Genomic DNA, 15,788 nt, shown 5'->3' with positions numbered 1-15,788 from the left:
CAGGCGGCGGTGCGATCTACAGGCGTCAGTGCGATCTGCAGGCGTCGGTGCCGTCTGCCGGAGACAGGGGCGGTTCGGTGCGTGGTCATGCGGCAGAACGGGTGATCTCGGCCTGATCTCCTGCAGATCGCACCAGCACCTGCAGATCGAGCACGTCAGCGCCTCAGCCCGCCGGCAGCTCCACCCGGAAGCTCGTGCGCCCGGGCTCCGACTCGACGAGCACGCGCCCGCCGTGCGCGTCGACGACCGCCGACACGATCGCCAGCCCCAGGCCCGTCGAGCCGGTCGTGCGGGCACGCGACGAGTCGCCGCGCGCGAACCGCTCGAACAGCACCGGCACCAGCGCGGGGTCGATCCCCGGTCCGGAGTCGGTGACCGTCACCACCGCGATCGGCAGCCCGCGCTCGTCGCGCTCCTCGGCGAGCGCCGCGACGACCCGGGTGCCGGGAGGCGTGTGCACGGCGGCGTTCCGGAGCAGGTTCGCGACCACCTGGTGCAGGCGGAAGCCGTCGCCGCGGATCTCGAGCGGCTCCTCCGGGAGGTCGAGGTCCCACTCGTGGTCGGGTCCGGCGACGTGCGCGTCCGACACCGCCTCGATCAGCACCATGGTCAGATCGACAGGCTCCTTCTCGAGGTCGCGTCCCTCGTCGAGGCGCGCGAGGAGGAGGAGGTCCTCGACCAGGGAGGTCATCCGGGTCGCCGCCGACTCGATCCGGTCGAGCGAGTAGGTCGCGGCCTCCGGCAGCTCGACGTCGCTCCGGCGGGGCAGCTCGGCGTAGCCGCGGATCGCGGCGAGCGGGGTGCGCAGCTCGTGCGAGGCGTCGGCGACGAACTGCCGCACCTTGTTCTCGCTCGCCTGGCGCGCCTCCAGAGCCCCGCCGACGTGGTCGAGCATGCGGTTGAACGCGGCGCCCACCCGGCCGACCTCGGTGCGGGTGTCGGCGTCCTCCTCGAGCACGCGCTCCACGAGCTCGACCTCGCCGCGCTCGAGGGGCAGCTCGGCGACGCGGGTCGCGGTCGCCTCCACCCGCTCGAGCGGCCGGAGGGCCACCCGGATGATCGCGGTCGCGATCAGGGCGACGAGGATCATCGCCAGGAGGACGACCGTCAGGACGACCAGCGTCAGCGAGCGGAGCGTCTCGCTGACCTCGCCCAGGGGCACTCCGACGACGACGACCGAGCCGTCGACCGCGGTCGCGCGGACCCGGTACTCCCCGAGCTCGCCGGGGAGCTCGATCGTGACCTCGTCGCCACCCGCGGTGACGGCGGCGTTCAGCACCGAATCGGCGGGGTCGGTGAACTGCTGGCAGGTGTCGGCGGCGTCGATGTACGCGCCGACGAAGGATCCGTCGGACTCCCGCACCGCGGTGATGGTGCTGAGGTCCTGGCTGGGCCCGTTGCCGAACGATCCGCTCGGGCAGGTCGTCGCCCGCTCGATCGCGCTCGGCCCCGCGAACTGAGTCGGGCCGTCGAAGTTCTGGAGGCGGGTGAGCGAGTCGCTCAGCTGCGAGTCGGTGCTCTCGTAGAGGATCCCGCGCAGCGACAGCACGCTGACGGCGCCCACGATCCCCGCGGTCACGGCGACCATCGCGACGACCGCGACGACCATCCGCCGCCGGAGCGTCCACGGAGACCGACGCCCGCCGCGCGAGCGCCGGAGCGCCGAGCGGGTGGCGAAGTCGCCGAGCGTCGGCCGGGCCCGCCCGCGATCCGCTGCCACTACTCCGCGGGCTTCAGCATGTAGCCGGCGCCGCGCACGGTGTGGATCATGGGCGAGCGGCCCGCGTCGATCTTCTTGCGGAGGTAGGAGATGTAGATCTCGACCACGCTCGACTTGCCGCCGAAGTCGTACGACCAGACCCGGTCGAGGATCTGCGCCTTGCTCAGCACGCGCCGAGGGTTGCGCATCAGGAAGCGCAGCAGCTCGAACTCGGTCGCGGTCAGCTCGATGTCGGTGTCGCCGCGGCGGACCTCGTGGCTGTCCTCGTTGAGGACGAGGTCGCCGACGACGACCTCGGGGTCGTCGACGTCGTTGGCGAGCAGGGTGGAGCGGCGGATGAGACCGCGCATCCGGGCGACGAGCTCCTCGAGCGAGAACGGCTTGGTGACGTAGTCGTCTCCGCCGGCCGTCAGCCCCGCGATGCGGTCGTCGAGGGCGTCCTTCGCCGTGAGGAAGAGCACCGGCGTCGCGCTCCCGTCGGCGCGGACCCTCTGGAGCACCTGCAGCCCGTCGATGTCGGGGAGCATCACGTCGAGGACGATCACGTCGGGACGGAACTCGCGGGTGATCGTGATCGCGGCGCGCCCCTCCGCCGCGGTGCGCACCTCCCAGCCCTCGTAGCGGAGCGCCATCTGCAGCAGGTCGGTGAGGGTGCTCTCGTCGTCGACGACGAGGACGCGGATCGGTGATCCGTCGGCGCGCTTGAGTCGGGTGCGCTGCGCGGAGGCGAGGTGCTTCGAGGGGGCTGGGATGCTCATGTCTCCCCAGTATCGGGACTTTCCTATGAGCAGGCTATGTCCGGCCGATGCCGTCCCTGTGGGGAACCGAAGGGGCCGAGCGGTCCCGGCTCAGCGATCCTTCGCGGGATCGGCCGACTCGAGCGCCTCCGGCTCCTCGACCACCGCCGATCGCGCGTAGCCGCGCACCCTCCGGTCGATGAAGGTCGCGAACCACAGCAGCACCCCGACGACCAGCAGCACCCCGGCGATCTCGTACTGGGCGAGATCGCGGCCCGACGTGATCGGCAGCACGAGGTAGAGGCACGCGATCGCGCCGAGCACCGGCAGCACGGTCGGCGTGCGGAAGTGGCTGTGCTCGACCGGCTGCTTCCGCAGGACGAGGACCGAGACGTTCACGACGGCGAACACGGCGAGCAGCAGCAGCGACGTAGTCCCTCCGAGCAGCACCACGATCGGGTCGGACGGATCGCGCGAGACGTAGGCGGTCAAGAGCAGCGCGATGACGGTGGTGAAGAGGATCGCCGCCCACGGCGTGCGCCGGCCGGGCAGCACGTTCCGCAGGAACGGCGGGAGCACGCCCTGCTTGCTCATCCCGTAGAGCAGGCGGCTGGCCATCATCATGTTGATCAGGGCGCTGTTCGCCACCGCGAAGAGCGAGATGAAGGGCAGCAGGGTCGAGATGGGGAAGTCCGGCGCCGCCGCCTCGACGACCGTGACGAGCGGAGTGTCGTTGCCCGCGAGGTCGCCCACCGGCACGATCGCGACCGCGAGGGTCGACACCAGCACGTAGACGACCGCCGTGATCGCGAGACCCGTGAGCATGACTTTCGGGAAGATGCGGCTGGGCTCCTTCGTCTCCTCCGCCATGTTCACCGAGTCCTCGAAGCCGACCATCGCGAAGAAGGCGAGCGAGGTCGCCGTGCTGACCGCGAGCAGCAGCGACTTGTCCTCCGGCCCCTCGAAGACGACCACGCGCGAGAAGTCGGCCTGACCGCCGAACACGGCGAAGAAGCAGACGAAGATCACCAGCAGCAGACCCGAGAGCTCGATCAGGGTGAGCACGACGTTCAGGCCGACGCTCTCCGCGACTCCGCGCAGATTGACCAGCGCGATGCAGACCATGAACACGAGCGCGATGAGCAGGCGCGTCCCCGCGCCGTCGCCCAGACCGAAGCCGAGGGCGAAGTTGCTCGCGAACGCCCCGGAGGCGGCGCTCGCCGAGGTGATCCCGCTCGCCATCACCGTGAAGCAGACCAGGAACGTGACGAAGTGGATGCCGAACGCCTTGTGCGCGTAGAGGGCCGCACCTGCCGCCTGCGGGAACTTGGTCACCAGCTCGAGATAGGAGCAGGCCGTCAGCGTCGCGACGACGAACGCGATGACGAACGGCAGCCAGGCCGCGCCTCCCACCTCGGCGGCGACCTGACCGGTCAGGGCGTAGATGCCCGTGCCGAGGATGTCGCCGACGACGAACAGGAGGAGGAGCTTGGGGCCGAGGACCCTCTTCAACTCGGGTGGAGCGGAGGTCTCGCGTGTCGCAGTCATGATCGGCGCCTCCGTCGGTTCGTTGCAGCTGTCCGTTCGTTCCGTGGGCGCGAGCCTAGGCCCGCGGCAGCCGCCGGGGAACCCCCGCCGCGGCCCGGGAGGCGGGTGCCGGCGTCATCGTCGACCCATAGGGAGGCGCAAGGGGGCGCTTAGACCCCGCCCCTACGGTCGGCCATCGAGCGGACCACCCCGCTCCCTCCCCCGCGTCCCGGCTCCGGGACCGTCTCAGACCGATCGAAGGAACAGATGTTCGCCACCTACCTCAGGCGAGAGCTCACCAATCGGCGACGGCAGACCGTCATCATCGCCGCCGGGATGGCGCTCGCCATCGCCCTCGTGATCCTCGTCAACTCGTTCGCCGCCGGAGTGCAGAACGCCCAGGCCTCCGTCCTCGAGTCCGTCTACGGAGTCGGCACCGACATCACCGTCACCCAGGCCGCCGAGGCCCCGACCGAGGGCGGCGGGCAGCGCTTCGACTTCGGTTCGTCCGACGGGACCACCGAGGGCGGCACGACCTCGGTCAACCAGTCCCGCCTCGCGGCCGACCCCGGCACGGCGACGTTCGACGCCTCCGCCGTCGACACGGTCCTCGGAGTCGACGACGTGCAGACCGCGATCGGCGTTCTCTCGCTGAGCAACACCACCTTCAACGGCGAGCTGCCCGACATGAGCCAGATGGGCTCGGGCGCCGCTCCCGGAGCCGACCAGTCCGGCGAGGCGCCCTCCGGCGGACCCGACGGAGCCGGCGGATCCTCCTTCGACGTCGACTCGTTCTCGGTGCTCGGGCTCGACCCGGCCGGCTCGGCGATCGGCCCCCTGGCCGACGTGAGCCTCACCGACGGCCGCACCTTCACCGCCGAGGACGCGGGGCAGAACGTGGTCGTGATCGACTCCTCCTACGCCACGACCGCCGAGCTCTCGGTCGGCTCGACCCTCGACATCGGCGGGACCGAGTTCAGCGTGATCGGGATCGTCACCTCGGACTCGACCGACGCGAGCACCGCCTCCGACACCTACATCCCGCTCGACGTCGCGCAGACCCTCGCCGGCCAGGACGGGATGATCTCGTCGGTCTACGTGCAGGCCGCCTCCTCCGAGGACATCGCCCAGATCCAGTCGGACATCGAGACGGCCCTCCCCGACAACACCGTCTCGACGCAGTCCGACCTCGCCTCCTCCGTCTCGGGCTCGCTGTCGACCGCCGGCGACCTGGTCTCGAGCCTGGGCACCTGGCTCTCGCTCCTGGTCCTCGCCGCCGCGTTCCTGATCGCGACGCTCTTCACGATCTCGGGGGTCACCCGGCGCACCCGGGAGTTCGGGACGCTCAAGGCCATCGGCTGGACCAACGGCTCGATCGTGCGCCAGGTCGCCGGCGAGTCGGTCGTGCAGGGGCTGATCGGAGGCGCCGCCGGAATCGTCATCGGCCTCGCGGGGATCGCCATCGTGAACGGCATCGCACCGACGCTCTCCGGCACCTCCGCGACGACCACGGCGGCGGCGGGCCCCGGCGGCGGCTTCGGAGGCGGAGGCCCGGGTGCCGCGCAGACGGCCACGGCCACCGAGATCGCCCTGTCGCTGCCGATCACCGTCCCGGTGATCCTGCTCGCGGTCGGACTCGCGATCCTCGGCGGTCTCCTCGCCGGTGCGATCGGAGGCTGGCGCGCCTCGCGCCTGCGCCCCGCCGCCGCACTCCGCTCCGTCGGCTGAGCCGACCCACCCTCGACACGAAGGACACCGACATGTACACCCTCACGAACGTCAGCAAGAGCTACGACGGATCCAAGACGAAGGTCACGGCGCTGAAGAACGTCACTCTCTCGATCCCCGACGGCCAGATGGTCGCGATCCAAGGCCCGACGGGAGGCGGCAAGTCGACGCTCCTGCAGATGCTCGGCGCCCTCGACCGGCCGACCTCCGGCACCGTCGTGCTCGGCGAGAACGAGATCTCGTCGGCCGGCGACGGCCGCCTGGCCGAGGTCAGGGCGAAGGACGTCGGGATCGTCTTCCAGAGCTTCAACCTGATCCCGACGCTCACGGCGCTCGAGAACGTCGAGACAGCCCTCGCTCCCCAGCGCATCCCGTCGGCCGAGCGGGCCGCGCGCGCGAAGGAGGCGCTCGCCTCCGTCGGGCTCGCGGACCGGCTCGATCACCTGCCCGCCGAGCTCTCGGGCGGCCAGCAGCAGCGCGTCGCGATCGCCCGCGCACTGGTGAAGAACCCGAAGGTGCTGCTGGCCGACGAGCCGACCGGTGCCCTCGACGAGGACACCCGCGACGACATCATGACGCTGCTCGAGACGCTCTGGAAGGATCTCGGTCTCACCCTGGTGATCGTGACGCACGACTCCGCCGTCGCTCGCCGCGCTCAGCGCCGCCTGCACATCAAGGGCGGGCACGTGAAGGACGTCGCCTGACACCCGCTCCGCTCGCCGGCCTGCTGGTCGAGCAGCCCTGCAGGGCGTATCCGCTCCGCGGGCTACTCGATCAGCAGGCGGAGCCGGATCGTCGAGTGCGTCAGATCGCGTGCGAGCGGAGGAACGCGAGGGCGCGCGGCCACGCGTCGGTCGCCGCCGCCGCGTCGTAGGTGCCGTCGTTGGCGTCGTTGAAGAACGCGTGACCCGCACCCGGGTAGACGACGAGCTCGACGTCCTCGCCCGCGGTCGCCTCCCGGATGCCCGGGACCTGCGCCATCAGGGGCGCGTCCTGGTCTCCGTAGAAGGCGAGCACCGCGACGTCGAGAGCGGCCAGCTCGTCGGCGGAGGCGGTGTTGTGCCCGTAGAACGGCACGGCGGAGGCGAGACGCGGCTCGGCGAGCGCCAGCGCCCAGCTGAAGGTCCCGCCGTAGCAGAAGCCGGTCACCGAGACGCTGAGGACGCCGTCCTCGCTGAGCAGCCGGCTCACCAGTGCCCGGAGGATCGCGACGGAGCGCTGCGAGTGCTCGGGCGTGAAGACCGGCGCGAAGAAGGTGCGCAGCTCGACCTGGCGGGGCAGCCTCCGGACCGGGTGGTCGTAGTCGGCGCGCTGCTCGGTGTCGAGCTGCTCGAGCAGGCCGCTCTCGGCGAGCAGCTCGGGTGCGACGACGCGGAAGCCCTCGGCCGCGTAGCGATCGGCCACCGAGCGGATGTGCCCGTCGACCCCCCAGACCTCGTGGATCAGGATGAGCGCGTGCTCGCCCTCTCCGCTGCGGTAGACGGGTACGTCGTGGTCGGCCAGGGTCCAGGTCTCATCGCTCGTGGGCATGGCCGAACCCTAGCCGTGCGCACCGACAGCGGGCTGCGGACCCCTGCGCTCGATCACCGCCGTGCTGGTCGACGGGCGCGCGGGGCTCCTCACGCCGCCCGGACTCGAGCTCGGCGAGAATGACGGCATGTCCTCGCCGTCAGCCGACACGTCTCCCGACGACTCCGACATCCCCGGCGACGGCCGGGACGAGACCGAGACGGAGCGGTGGGACCGGAACTGGAACGAGATCCTGCAGGAGCTCCGGGTCATCCAGACGGGCACCCAGATCCTGACGGGCTTCCTGCTCGCGATCGCCTTCCAGCAGCGGTTCACCGAACTCGATGCCTTCCAGGTCGACGTGTACCTGGTTCTGGTCACGGTCTCCGTGACGGCGACCCTCCTCGGGCTCGCTCCCGTCAGCCTCCATCGCGAGCTCTTCCGCCGCCGGGCGAAGGCCGCGCTCGTGCGCGCGGGGAACGTCCTCCTCCGACTCACTCTGGGCGCCGTGGCGCTCGTGCTCATCGGCACGGTGCTGCTCGTCTTCGACGTCGTCACCACCAGACCCCTCGCGATCACCGCGGCGACGGTCACGGGAGTCGCCATCGTCGGGATCTGGCTCGCGCTGCCCTGGCGCCTCCGCGTCCGATCCTGAGCCCGACGCGCCGTCGGACCCTGCTCGTCCCCCTCCGTCACAAGGGGGGCACGGCGCCGGCCGCGCTGTCCCCCGTCCCTCCGGTCGTCAGGATCTCGTCCCACTCCCCCTCCGGCCGCTCGTAGCGGAAGCCGTGCCGCTCGTACAGTCGCCGGGCCGCGCTCCCTCGCAGCGCGTCCAGGCGGAAGGGCAGGTCGTGACGCGCCTCCTCGCCCATCACCGTGCGCAGCACCTCGCCGCCGACGCCGCGCCCCTGCACGCCCGGCTCGAGGTAGAAGTGCTCGATCCACACGGCGTCGTCCTCGACGCGCGCCGCGATGCAGCCGACCGCGGAGCCGTCGATCTCGACGACGCGCGTGTGCTCGGGCCGGTAGCCGTCGAGGAACCGGTGGCGCACACGGTGCGCGTCGTAGCGGTCGAGCCGCTCGAGGTCGGGCCGCATCACGACAGCGCGGAGCTCGGCGATCCACGCCGCGTCCTCGACGACCCCCGGCCGGAGCGACCAGTCGGGCTCAGCGCCCACGGGGCTTCCGCGTCCGCCGGACGACGGCCTTCGGCGCGCTGGGACGCGCCGGCTTCTTGCGCCCGCCGCCCGCCTTCTCCGCCGCCTCGCGCACCTCCCTCGCCTTGGCCTTCGCGGCCTTGGCCCGTGACGCCACCGGAGGCGTCGCCGCCGTCCCGCGCGTCGTGTTCGCGCTCCGGCCGCGCACGACGCCGATGAAGTCCTCGATGTCGTCGCTCTTCTCCTCCGTGAGCCACGCGAGGCGGACGGAGGTCGGGGCCACTCCCGACACGGGCACCGCGGTGACGTCCTTGCGGCTGTGCACGCGCGCGACCGACTGCGGGAGGATCAGCACGCCGACGCCGGCCGCCACCTGCTCGACCGCGTCGTCGAGATCGCGCAGCACGGGCAGCGGGCGCCGGGAGCCGTCGGCGATCTCGACGGCGAGCGCCGCCCACTCCGGCACCTCGGCCGGATCCTGCAGCAGGTGCTCCTCGGCCAGGTCGGCGACCTCGACGCCCTCGGCATCGGCCAGGGGGTGCTCGCGCCAGAGGACGGCGACGGGCTGCTCGTCGTAGAGGTGGATCGAGCTGACCGCGTCGGAGGCGATCTCGCCGCGGACGAAGGCGAGCAGCGCGCGGCCGTCGCGCAGCACCGACTCCTGCTCGCGCTCGTCGATCACCGTGATGCGCAGCGGGAGCTCGGGTCGGCGCTGGCCCCAGACGCGGGTCCACTTCGTCGGCGTGACGCCGGGGACGAGCGAGACGGCGAGCACGGGGCCCGCATCGACGTCGATCGCCTCGTGAGCCTCGTGGTCGATGATCTCGGGCTCGTCGCTCATCGTTCCAGGGTAGGCGCTCGACCGGGCGCCGGTAGGGTTGCCGCATGGCCAAGGCGACCCAGACGATGAAGGCTGCGACCGCGGCGAAGAAGCTGCAGATCTTCCTGCCCGCGACCCCGGAGGAGTTCCAGGAGTCGTCGATCTCTCGCGAGCAGTACGACGAGCTGGTCGCGAACCCGCCGGCCTGGCTGACGACGCTGCGCGAGGAGGGCCCGCACCCGCGCCCCGTCATCGCCTCCCGGCTCAACGTCTCGATCTCGGGGCTCGCCCGCGGCGGCATCACCGAGGCGCTCACGTCGGCCGAGATCCAGGCCCTCCTCGACGAGGTGCCCGAGTGGCTGCGCGTCGAGCAGAACCGCTACGCCGAGGTGCGCCGCGAGCAGGCGCGCCTGAAGGCGGAGCGGGCCGCCAAGCTCACCGAGTAGGCGCCCCGCGAGAGAGCCCCGCCCCGTCGAGTCGGCCTGAGACGGCAGGCTCCCTCGACGGGACGGGGCTCTCTCGGTGCCGGCGCCTACTGGTTCGAGAACGCGGCGTCGAACGACGCGGTCGGCAGCTTCCAGAGCAGCGAGCGGATGTAGCCCACGGCCTCGGCCGCGCCGTGCAGGCGGTCCATGCCGGCGTCCTCCCACTCGATCGAGATCGGGCCGGTGTAGCCGATCGCCTCGAGCGCGCGGAACGAGTCCTCCCACGGCACGTCTCCGTGCCCTGTCGAGACGAAGTCCCACCCGCGCCGCGGGTCGCCCCACGGCAGGTGCGAACCGAGCACGCCCGAGCGGCCGTTCTGCGGGCGCATCCGCGTGTCCTTGCAGTCGACGTGGTAGATCCGGTCCTTGAAGTCCCAGATGAAGCCGACCGGGTCGATGTTCTGCCACATCATGTGCGACGGGTCCCAGTTGAATCCGAAGGCCTTCCGGTGCCCGATCGCCTCGAGGGTCTTCACGCTCGACCAGTAGTCGTAGGCGATCTCGGACGGGTGCACCTCGTGCGCGTAGACGACGCCCTGCGCGTCGAACTCGTCGAGGATCGGGTTCCACCGCGTGGCGAAGTCCTCGTAGCCCTCCTCGATCACCGAGGCCGGCACCGGCGGGAACTGCGCCACGTAGGGCCAGATCTTCGAGCCCGTGAAGCCCACCACGACGTCCACGCCGAGCTTCCGCGCGACGCGTGCCGAGCGCTTCATGTCCTCGGCGGCCCGCTGTCGCACGCCCTCGGGATCGCCGTCGCCCCAGGTGTAGTCGCGCACGAGGGCCCTGTGGCGGAAGTCGATCGGATCGTCGCAGACGGCCTGGCCGGTGAGGTGGTTCGAGATCGCGAAGACCTCGAGCCCGTAGCGGTCCAGGATCTCGAGCCGGGAGGCGACGTACGAGTCGTCCTCGTCGGCCCGCTTGAGATCGAGGTGGTCGCCGGAGGCGGCGATCTCGAGACCGTCGTAGCCCCACTCGGAGGCGAGGCGCGCGACCTCCTCGAAGGGCAGGTCGGCCCACTGGCCGGTGAACAGGGTCACCGGGTGGGTGGCGGCGTAGGTCTTCTGCTCGCTCACGGGCGGGCCTCCTCGTCTGCGGCGCCGGGCACGGTGACCCAGGCGCCGGTGGCGGCCGCGTCGAGCACGGCCTCGGTGATCAGCGCGGCGCGGAGCCCATCGTCGAAGGTCGGCAGACCCTCCACGTCGGCTCCGGCGACGGCGGCGTAGGTGTCGCGGGCGAAGGCGTTGAACGCGTCCTGATAGCCCATCGGGTGCCCGCTCGGCACGATGGAGAGCCGCGCCGCATCCGGAGCGAGGATCGCGCCGTCGCGCGGGACGAGCACGGCGCTGTCGCGGCGGCCCACCCACAGCGTCTCGGGCAGCTCCTGCTCGAAGCGCAGCGACTCCTCCAGGCCGGAGACCTCGAGGACGAGCTCGTTGCGGTGACCCGCGGTGACCTGCGAGACCAGGAGGGTGCCCACGGCACCGCCCGCGAGGCGCACGATCGCGCCCGCCGCGTCCTCCGTCTCGACCGGCCTGCCGCCGCGCTCGGCGTGGATCGTGCTCGTGACCGAGGCGAGCGACTCGATGCGCTCCCCCGTCACGAACTCGAGCAGGTCGACCAGGTGCGAGCCGATGTCGCCGAAGGCGCGGGAGCGACCTCCGGCGGCGGGGTCGACGCGCCAGTTGTCGTCGGAGGCGCCGAGCAGCCAGTCCTGCAGGTAGCTGCCGCGCACCGTGACCAGCCGGCCGGTCTCGCCCGCGGCGACGCGGGCGCGCGCCTCGCGCACCATCGGGTGGAACCGGTAGGCGAACGGCACGGTCGCGACGATCCCCGCGGCGGAGGCGGCCCGCGCGAGCGAGCGCGCCTCCTCGACCGTGGCGGCGAGCGGCTTCTCGCACACCACGTGCTTGCCCGCGGCGATCGCGGCGAGGGCGAGCTCGGCGTGCGAGGCGTTCGGGGTGCAGACGTGGATCAGGTCGATGTCGTCGTCCTCGATCAGCGCCTGCGCGTCGGAGTAGGCACGCTCGAAGCCGAGCTCGCCCGCCGCCCTCTCGCCCTTCTCGGGGCTGGAGGAGGCGACACCCGCGAGCACGGCACCGGCGCTGCGAGCGGCGCGGCTGTGCACGGCGGCCATGAAGCCGCCTCCGAGCACGCCGACGCGGAGGGCGGCCGCCATCAGGCGAGCGTCGCTTCCGTCGGGTCCCAGTCCTCGGGCAGCGCGGGGCGGGGCACGACGGTGCTCTCGACGAGCACCTTCTCGCCGGTCTCTGCGGCCTCGAGGAGGGAGAGCATGACGTCGGTCACGTGGTACGCGAGGTCACCGGAGGCGGCCTCCGCCCGGTCGGCGCGGATCGCGCGCGCCAGCTCGAGCACTCCCGTGCCGCGCGAGGCGGTCGAACCCGTGGCCTGGATGACCTCGGGCTCCTTCGAGCCTCGGCGGTAGAGGGTGATCTCGCCGTCGTGCATGTTCGGATCGGGAAGGACGAGGGTCCCCTCCGTGCCGTTGATCTCGACGAAGCCCATCCGCAGCTTGCTCGACTCGAAGCTCCAGACTCCCTGGGCCGAGGCGCCGGACTCGAAGCGCAGCAGGCCGCCGATGTGCGTCGGGATGGTCACCGGGAACTCGGTGCCCTCCTTGGGACCGGAGCCGACGACTCGGGTGGCGCGCGCCTGCGACGAGACCGCCGTGACGCTCTCGACCGGTCCGAGGTTCTGCACGAGGGTCGTGATGTAGTACGGCCCCATGTCGAGCAGCGGTCCGCCGCCCTCGGTGAAGAAGAACTCGGGGTTCGGGTGCCAGCCCTCGGGGCCGGGGCCCTGGAAGAGGGTGATCGCCGAGAGCGGAGTGCCGATGGCGCCGCTCTCGATGATGCGCTGCGCGGTCTGCAGACCCGCACCGAGGAAGGTGTCGGGAGCCGTCGCGACGCGCAGCCCCTTCTCCTTGGCGAGGGCGAGCAGCTCGACTCCGCTGTCGCGGTCGAGCGAGAAGGGCTTCTCGGTCCAGACGTGCTTGCCGGCCTCGACGGCGCGGCGGGCGACCTCGACGTGCGCGGCGGGGATCGTCAGGTTGACGACGATCTCGATGCCGGGGTGCGCGAGGAGCTCGTCGACCGAACCCGACGCGGGCACGCCGAACGCCTCGGCCTGCGCCTTCGCGCGCTCGAGGTCGATGTCGGCGACGAAGAGCACCTCGAGATCGGGGAACGTCGTGAGGTTGGTGAGGTACTGGGTGCTGATGTTGCCCGCACCGATGACGCCGACGCCGGCGCGGCCCGAGCCGGTCATGCGTCGATCCCGGTGACGTAGCCGAACGCGGTGGTGAGGCCCTCGAAGATGTCGCCGGCGTAGGCGTCGAACTCGAGCACGGGGAGCGCCTGAGGCGCTGCCGCGAGCACCGCGGGGATGTTCATCGCACCCGACCCTGCCGGCTGCTGCGCCTTAGTGTCCATCGACACCGGTCCGTCCTTGATGTGGAGGAAGCGGACCGTGTCGCCGAGTCGGCCGAGCACCTCGACCGGGTCGTCACCGCCCACAGCGGCCCAGTAGGTGTCGAGCTCGAGGACGATCCGCGGGTCGAGAAGCGTCGCGAGGTGCTCGTAGGCGCTCCGGCCGTCGACGCGGTTCTCGAACTCGAACCAGTGGTTGTGGTAGCCGAGCGCCAGCCCGCGCGACGCGGCGGAGTCGGCGAGCGCGTTCAGATCGTCGGCGATCGACTTCACGTCGTCGGCGCTGGTCCAGCGGGCCGGGTCGACGAAGGGGTCGATGACGGTCTGCACACCGAGGGAGGCGGCGACGTCGAGGGTCTCGTCGACGGAGGTGCCCTCCTGCGGTCCGAGGAGGCGCGCGTGGGCGCTCGGCGCCGAGAGCCCACTGGCAGGCAGCGCCGTGCGGTAGCCCTCGGCGAGGTTCACGAAGTCGAAGAGCTCGACCTTCGTGAGTCCGATGCCGGCGAGCCGGTCGAGGGTGGCGGGCAGGTCTGCGGCGAGGGGCTCGCGGACCGAGTACAGCTGGACGGAGAGGTCTGAGGGTGTGACCACCGGGGTGCTCCTGATCGACGTCGAAAGGATGGTGCCTCCGACCCTACGGCGACTTTTGACGAGAAACAAGCAAAACCTGAGTGGCGTTCGGTAAGAAGTCTCGTGTTCTCGAGCAGAAGCCCGGAGGCTGTGATTGACTCTCGCCATGCCACCCCGCCGCCGACCCGCCGTCAGCGCAGCGGGCGAGCTGCTCCTCCTTCTCTCCGACGGAGTCGCCCGCACCCGGGCCGACGTCGCCGCCGAGACGGGCGCCCATCGCGCCGCCGTCTCGACGCAGCTCGACGCCCTCACCGACTCCGGACTCGTGGTGCGCCGCGACGACGCACCGTCCTCGGGTGGCCGTCCCGCCGCGCGCGTCGCGTTCGACCCGACCGCCCGCCGCCTGCTCGCGATCGACCTCGGGGCGGCGCACGCGACGATCGCCGTCACCGATCTCGACGGGCGCGTCCTCGTCGAGAGGCGCGAGGCGATCGCCATCGCCGACGGCCCGCTGCCCGTCCTGGGGCACGCCCTCGACGTCGCCGACGCGCTGCTCGCCGCGATCCCCGGCGGCGCGCCGCTCGCCGGAGTCGGCGTCGGGGTCCCGGGGCCCGTCGAGCACGCGACGGGGCGGCCGGTCAAGCCGCCGATCATGCCGGGCTGGGACCGCTTCGACATCCCCGCCTTCGTCGGCGGCCGCCGTGCCGTGCCGGTGCTCGTCGACAACGACGTGAACCTGTTGGCCCTCGGCGAGCACGCCGATCACTACCGCGAGATCGACGACCTCCTCTACGTGAAGGTCTCGACCGGCATCGGCGCCGGGATCGTCAGCGGAGGCGCGCTCCAGCGCGGTGCGCTCGGCGCCGCCGGCGATCTCGGTCACGTGCAGGTGCCCGGCGAGCGCGGAGAGGCCGACCTCGAGGCGATCGCGAGCGGTTCGGCGCTCGCCCACCGCCTCGGTGTCCCGAGCACCTCCGACGTGGTCGAGCTGCTGCGCGCCGGTGACGGCACGGCGGTCGGCCTGACGCGGGCGGCGGGCCGCGACATCGGCGAGGTGCTCGCCACCTGCGTGAACCTGCTCAACCCCTCCGTCATCGTGATCGGCGGCAGCGTCGCGGAGGCGAGCCACGAGGTCCTCGCGGGCGTCCGGGAGGTGGTCTACCGCCGCTCCCTGCCCCTGGCGACCCGCTCCCTCGACATCGTCCAGGCTGCGGCCCGCGGCGGCGGCGTCCACGGTGCGGCCCTGATGGTGCGCCGCCATCTTCTCTCCCCCGCCCAGGTCGACGCCTTCCTCCGCGGCTGACGGTCGCGCTCGTGGCACGGATGTCGTGCTGATCGGCGTCCTCCGCGTTCGGGTTGCGTGAGGATCGCTCCCGCGGGCTCGGAAGGCGCGTAGACCGGGACGCATGAACCTCGACTCCTCCGCTGCCGCGGACCCCCTCCCACCCCGCTCCACCACCGGGCGAGGAGGCCGTTCGTGACCCTCACCGCCCTGCTCCCGGGACTGCGCCGCAGCATCCCCGACCCGTTGAACGTGAACGCCTGGCCCGAGCTCACCCGCGCGAGCACGACCGACGTCGTCGTCTCCGGGGTCTCCCTCGTGCGCCTCGTCGAGGTGTGCGGCACCCCCTGCGTGCACGTCGCGGCCGGAGTCGTGCCCGGCACCGGCGGTCGCCCGGCGCCCGACCGGCAGGCGACCGCGATCGTGGTCGCCGTCACCGAGGCCAAACGGGACTCGGAGGGTCGGCTCGAGATCGTGATCGACGCCTGCCTCGACGCCGTCCCCGCCGTGTGGGCGGAGATGCGCGTGATCGGACGGGCATCCTGCGCACACGCCCACCCGACGACCGTCCTCGGGACCGGCCGCAGTGCGGGGACGGCCTGCGAGGCCGCTCTCGCCGTCCTCCCCGACGACCTGCGCGAGGGCGATCTCCTGGCCGTGCCCTGCCCCGACGCCGTCGTGCTCCGCGACCTGCGCCCGGTCCCCGAGGCGAGCGTCGCTCCGGCGACCCCGTCCGTCGCCGACGGCCAGCCCGCCTGGTTGCACGCCCTCGAATGAGCGACCCGTCAGGATTCCGTGGGGATC

General features: G+C 71.9%; 16 protein-coding genes. 6 read left to right on the top strand and 10 right to left on the bottom strand.

The genetic code is table 11. The features are described 5' to 3' along the window. Nucleotides 1-163: 163 nt before the first annotated feature. The 3 genes from B9Y99_RS12860 to B9Y99_RS12850 form a co-directional block, all read right to left on the bottom strand. On the bottom strand, nt 164-1,720 hold the full coding sequence (locus B9Y99_RS12860) for a sensor histidine kinase (protein ID WP_244274900.1): 1,557 nt from the start codon (nt 1,718-1,720) through the stop codon (nt 164-166). Next, the gene (locus B9Y99_RS12855; RefSeq protein ID WP_085476960.1) at nt 1,720-2,478 is read right to left on the bottom strand and encodes a response regulator transcription factor; all 759 of its coding nucleotides are present in this window, start codon (nt 2,476-2,478) and stop codon (nt 1,720-1,722) included. The genes B9Y99_RS12860 and B9Y99_RS12855 overlap by 1 nt, the downstream gene beginning before the upstream one ends. A gap of 90 nt (nt 2,479-2,568) precedes the next feature. Beyond that, on the bottom strand, nt 2,569-4,005 hold the full coding sequence (locus tag B9Y99_RS12850) for an APC family permease (RefSeq protein ID WP_085476959.1): 1,437 nt from the start codon (nt 4,003-4,005) through the stop codon (nt 2,569-2,571). Nucleotides 4,006-4,251: 246 nt separating this feature from the next. Between B9Y99_RS12850 and B9Y99_RS12845 the strand changes: the two genes are divergently transcribed. Both B9Y99_RS12845 and B9Y99_RS12840 read left to right on the top strand, forming a co-directional pair. Next, the gene (locus B9Y99_RS12845; RefSeq protein ID WP_085476958.1) at nt 4,252-5,712 is read left to right on the top strand and encodes an ABC transporter permease; all 1,461 of its coding nucleotides are present in this window, start codon (nt 4,252-4,254) and stop codon (nt 5,710-5,712) included. A 32-nt stretch (nt 5,713-5,744) separates the two neighbouring features. Continuing rightward, nucleotides 5,745-6,416 (top strand): ABC transporter ATP-binding protein, encoded by a 672-nt coding sequence (locus B9Y99_RS12840; RefSeq protein ID WP_085476957.1) that lies wholly within the window; start codon nt 5,745-5,747, stop codon nt 6,414-6,416. 100 nt (nt 6,417-6,516) lie between these two features. On the opposite strand, the gene B9Y99_RS12835 is transcribed toward B9Y99_RS12840, so the two are convergent. Further along, nucleotides 6,517-7,242 carry a dienelactone hydrolase family protein gene (locus tag B9Y99_RS12835; protein WP_085476956.1) on the bottom strand — a complete coding sequence of 242 codons (726 nt, stop codon included), beginning with the start codon at nt 7,240-7,242 and terminating at the stop codon, nt 6,517-6,519. Between the two features lie 127 nt (nt 7,243-7,369). On the opposite strand from B9Y99_RS12835, the gene B9Y99_RS12830 reads away from it, so the two are divergent. Beyond that, nucleotides 7,370-7,876, top strand: coding sequence for a DUF6328 family protein (locus B9Y99_RS12830; RefSeq protein WP_085477405.1), 507 nt, complete (start codon nt 7,370-7,372; stop codon nt 7,874-7,876). Between the two features lie 37 nt (nt 7,877-7,913). On the opposite strand, the gene B9Y99_RS12825 is transcribed toward B9Y99_RS12830, so the two are convergent. Both B9Y99_RS12825 and B9Y99_RS12820 read right to left on the bottom strand, forming a co-directional pair. Further along, nucleotides 7,914-8,399: a GNAT family N-acetyltransferase gene (locus B9Y99_RS12825; RefSeq protein ID WP_244274899.1), complete on the bottom strand. Its 486-nt coding sequence runs from the start codon at nt 8,397-8,399 to the stop codon at nt 7,914-7,916. Next, nucleotides 8,389-9,219, bottom strand: a complete 831-nt coding sequence (locus tag B9Y99_RS12820) for a LysR substrate-binding domain-containing protein (protein WP_085476955.1) — start codon at nt 9,217-9,219, stop codon at nt 8,389-8,391. Before B9Y99_RS12820 ends, B9Y99_RS12825 begins: the two co-directional genes overlap by 11 nt. Before the next feature lie 44 nt (nt 9,220-9,263). Here B9Y99_RS12820 and B9Y99_RS12815 point away from each other — a divergent pair, with 44 nt between their 5' ends. Continuing rightward, nucleotides 9,264-9,644: a DUF5997 family protein gene (locus B9Y99_RS12815; protein WP_085476954.1), complete on the top strand. Its 381-nt coding sequence runs from the start codon at nt 9,264-9,266 to the stop codon at nt 9,642-9,644. Nucleotides 9,645-9,730: 86 nt separating this feature from the next. Here B9Y99_RS12815 and B9Y99_RS12810 read toward each other — a convergent pair whose 3' ends face one another. Genes B9Y99_RS12810 through B9Y99_RS12795 form a run of 4 tightly spaced genes read right to left on the bottom strand, consistent with a single transcriptional unit; the run spans nt 9,731 to nt 13,723 of the window. Beyond that, on the bottom strand, nt 9,731-10,759 hold the full coding sequence (locus B9Y99_RS12810) for a sugar phosphate isomerase/epimerase family protein (protein WP_208856953.1): 1,029 nt from the start codon (nt 10,757-10,759) through the stop codon (nt 9,731-9,733). Next, the gene (locus B9Y99_RS12805) at nt 10,756-11,862 is read right to left on the bottom strand and encodes a Gfo/Idh/MocA family protein (protein ID WP_085476953.1); all 1,107 of its coding nucleotides are present in this window, start codon (nt 11,860-11,862) and stop codon (nt 10,756-10,758) included. The genes B9Y99_RS12810 and B9Y99_RS12805 overlap by 4 nt, the downstream gene beginning before the upstream one ends. Next, a complete protein-coding gene (locus B9Y99_RS12800) occupies nt 11,862-12,971 on the bottom strand; it encodes a Gfo/Idh/MocA family protein (RefSeq protein ID WP_085476952.1) in 1,110 nt (369 codons plus the stop codon). The genes B9Y99_RS12805 and B9Y99_RS12800 overlap by 1 nt, the downstream gene beginning before the upstream one ends. Beyond that, the gene (locus tag B9Y99_RS12795; RefSeq protein WP_244274898.1) at nt 12,968-13,723 is read right to left on the bottom strand and encodes a sugar phosphate isomerase/epimerase family protein; all 756 of its coding nucleotides are present in this window, start codon (nt 13,721-13,723) and stop codon (nt 12,968-12,970) included. Before B9Y99_RS12795 ends, B9Y99_RS12800 begins: the two co-directional genes overlap by 4 nt. Before the next feature lie 145 nt (nt 13,724-13,868). On the opposite strand from B9Y99_RS12795, the gene B9Y99_RS12790 reads away from it, so the two are divergent. Beyond that, nucleotides 13,869-15,005, top strand: a complete 1,137-nt coding sequence (locus B9Y99_RS12790; protein WP_085476950.1) for an ROK family transcriptional regulator — start codon at nt 13,869-13,871, stop codon at nt 15,003-15,005. Nucleotides 15,006-15,179: 174 nt separating this feature from the next. Further along, nucleotides 15,180-15,761: a hypothetical protein gene (locus tag B9Y99_RS12785; protein ID WP_085476949.1), complete on the top strand. Its 582-nt coding sequence runs from the start codon at nt 15,180-15,182 to the stop codon at nt 15,759-15,761. The last annotated feature ends 27 nt before the right edge of the window (nt 15,762-15,788 follow it).

The sequence above is a fragment of the Rathayibacter oskolensis genome (genome assembly GCF_900177245.1).
Lineage (GTDB): Bacteria > Actinomycetota > Actinomycetes > Actinomycetales > Microbacteriaceae > Rathayibacter > Rathayibacter oskolensis.
Note: the sequence above shows the minus strand (reverse complement) of the source record. Positions and strands in the feature narration are given on the sequence as shown.

What these genes read in the sequence shown, in the direction of transcription:
- B9Y99_RS12855 (WP_085476960.1), bottom strand. Translation starts at nt 2,478, where the DNA reads ATGAGCATCCCAGCCCCCTCGAAGCACCTCGCCTCCGCGCAGCGCACC.
- B9Y99_RS12820 (WP_085476955.1), bottom strand. Translation starts at nt 9,219, where the DNA reads ATGAGCGACGAGCCCGAGATCATCGACCACGAGGCTCACGAGGCGATC.
- B9Y99_RS12830 (WP_085477405.1), top strand. Translation starts at nt 7,370, where the DNA reads ATGTCCTCGCCGTCAGCCGACACGTCTCCCGACGACTCCGACATCCCC.
- B9Y99_RS12790 (WP_085476950.1), top strand. Translation starts at nt 13,869, where the DNA reads ATGCCACCCCGCCGCCGACCCGCCGTCAGCGCAGCGGGCGAGCTGCTC.
- B9Y99_RS12835 (WP_085476956.1), bottom strand. Translation starts at nt 7,242, where the DNA reads ATGCCCACGAGCGATGAGACCTGGACCCTGGCCGACCACGACGTACCC.
- B9Y99_RS12815 (WP_085476954.1), top strand. Translation starts at nt 9,264, where the DNA reads ATGGCCAAGGCGACCCAGACGATGAAGGCTGCGACCGCGGCGAAGAAG.
- B9Y99_RS12805 (WP_085476953.1), bottom strand. Translation starts at nt 11,862, where the DNA reads ATGGCGGCCGCCCTCCGCGTCGGCGTGCTCGGAGGCGGCTTCATGGCC.
- B9Y99_RS12850 (WP_085476959.1), bottom strand. Translation starts at nt 4,005, where the DNA reads ATGACTGCGACACGCGAGACCTCCGCTCCACCCGAGTTGAAGAGGGTC.
- B9Y99_RS12800 (WP_085476952.1), bottom strand. Translation starts at nt 12,971, where the DNA reads ATGACCGGCTCGGGCCGCGCCGGCGTCGGCGTCATCGGTGCGGGCAAC.
- B9Y99_RS12840 (WP_085476957.1), top strand. Translation starts at nt 5,745, where the DNA reads ATGTACACCCTCACGAACGTCAGCAAGAGCTACGACGGATCCAAGACG.
- B9Y99_RS12845 (WP_085476958.1), top strand. Translation starts at nt 4,252, where the DNA reads ATGTTCGCCACCTACCTCAGGCGAGAGCTCACCAATCGGCGACGGCAG.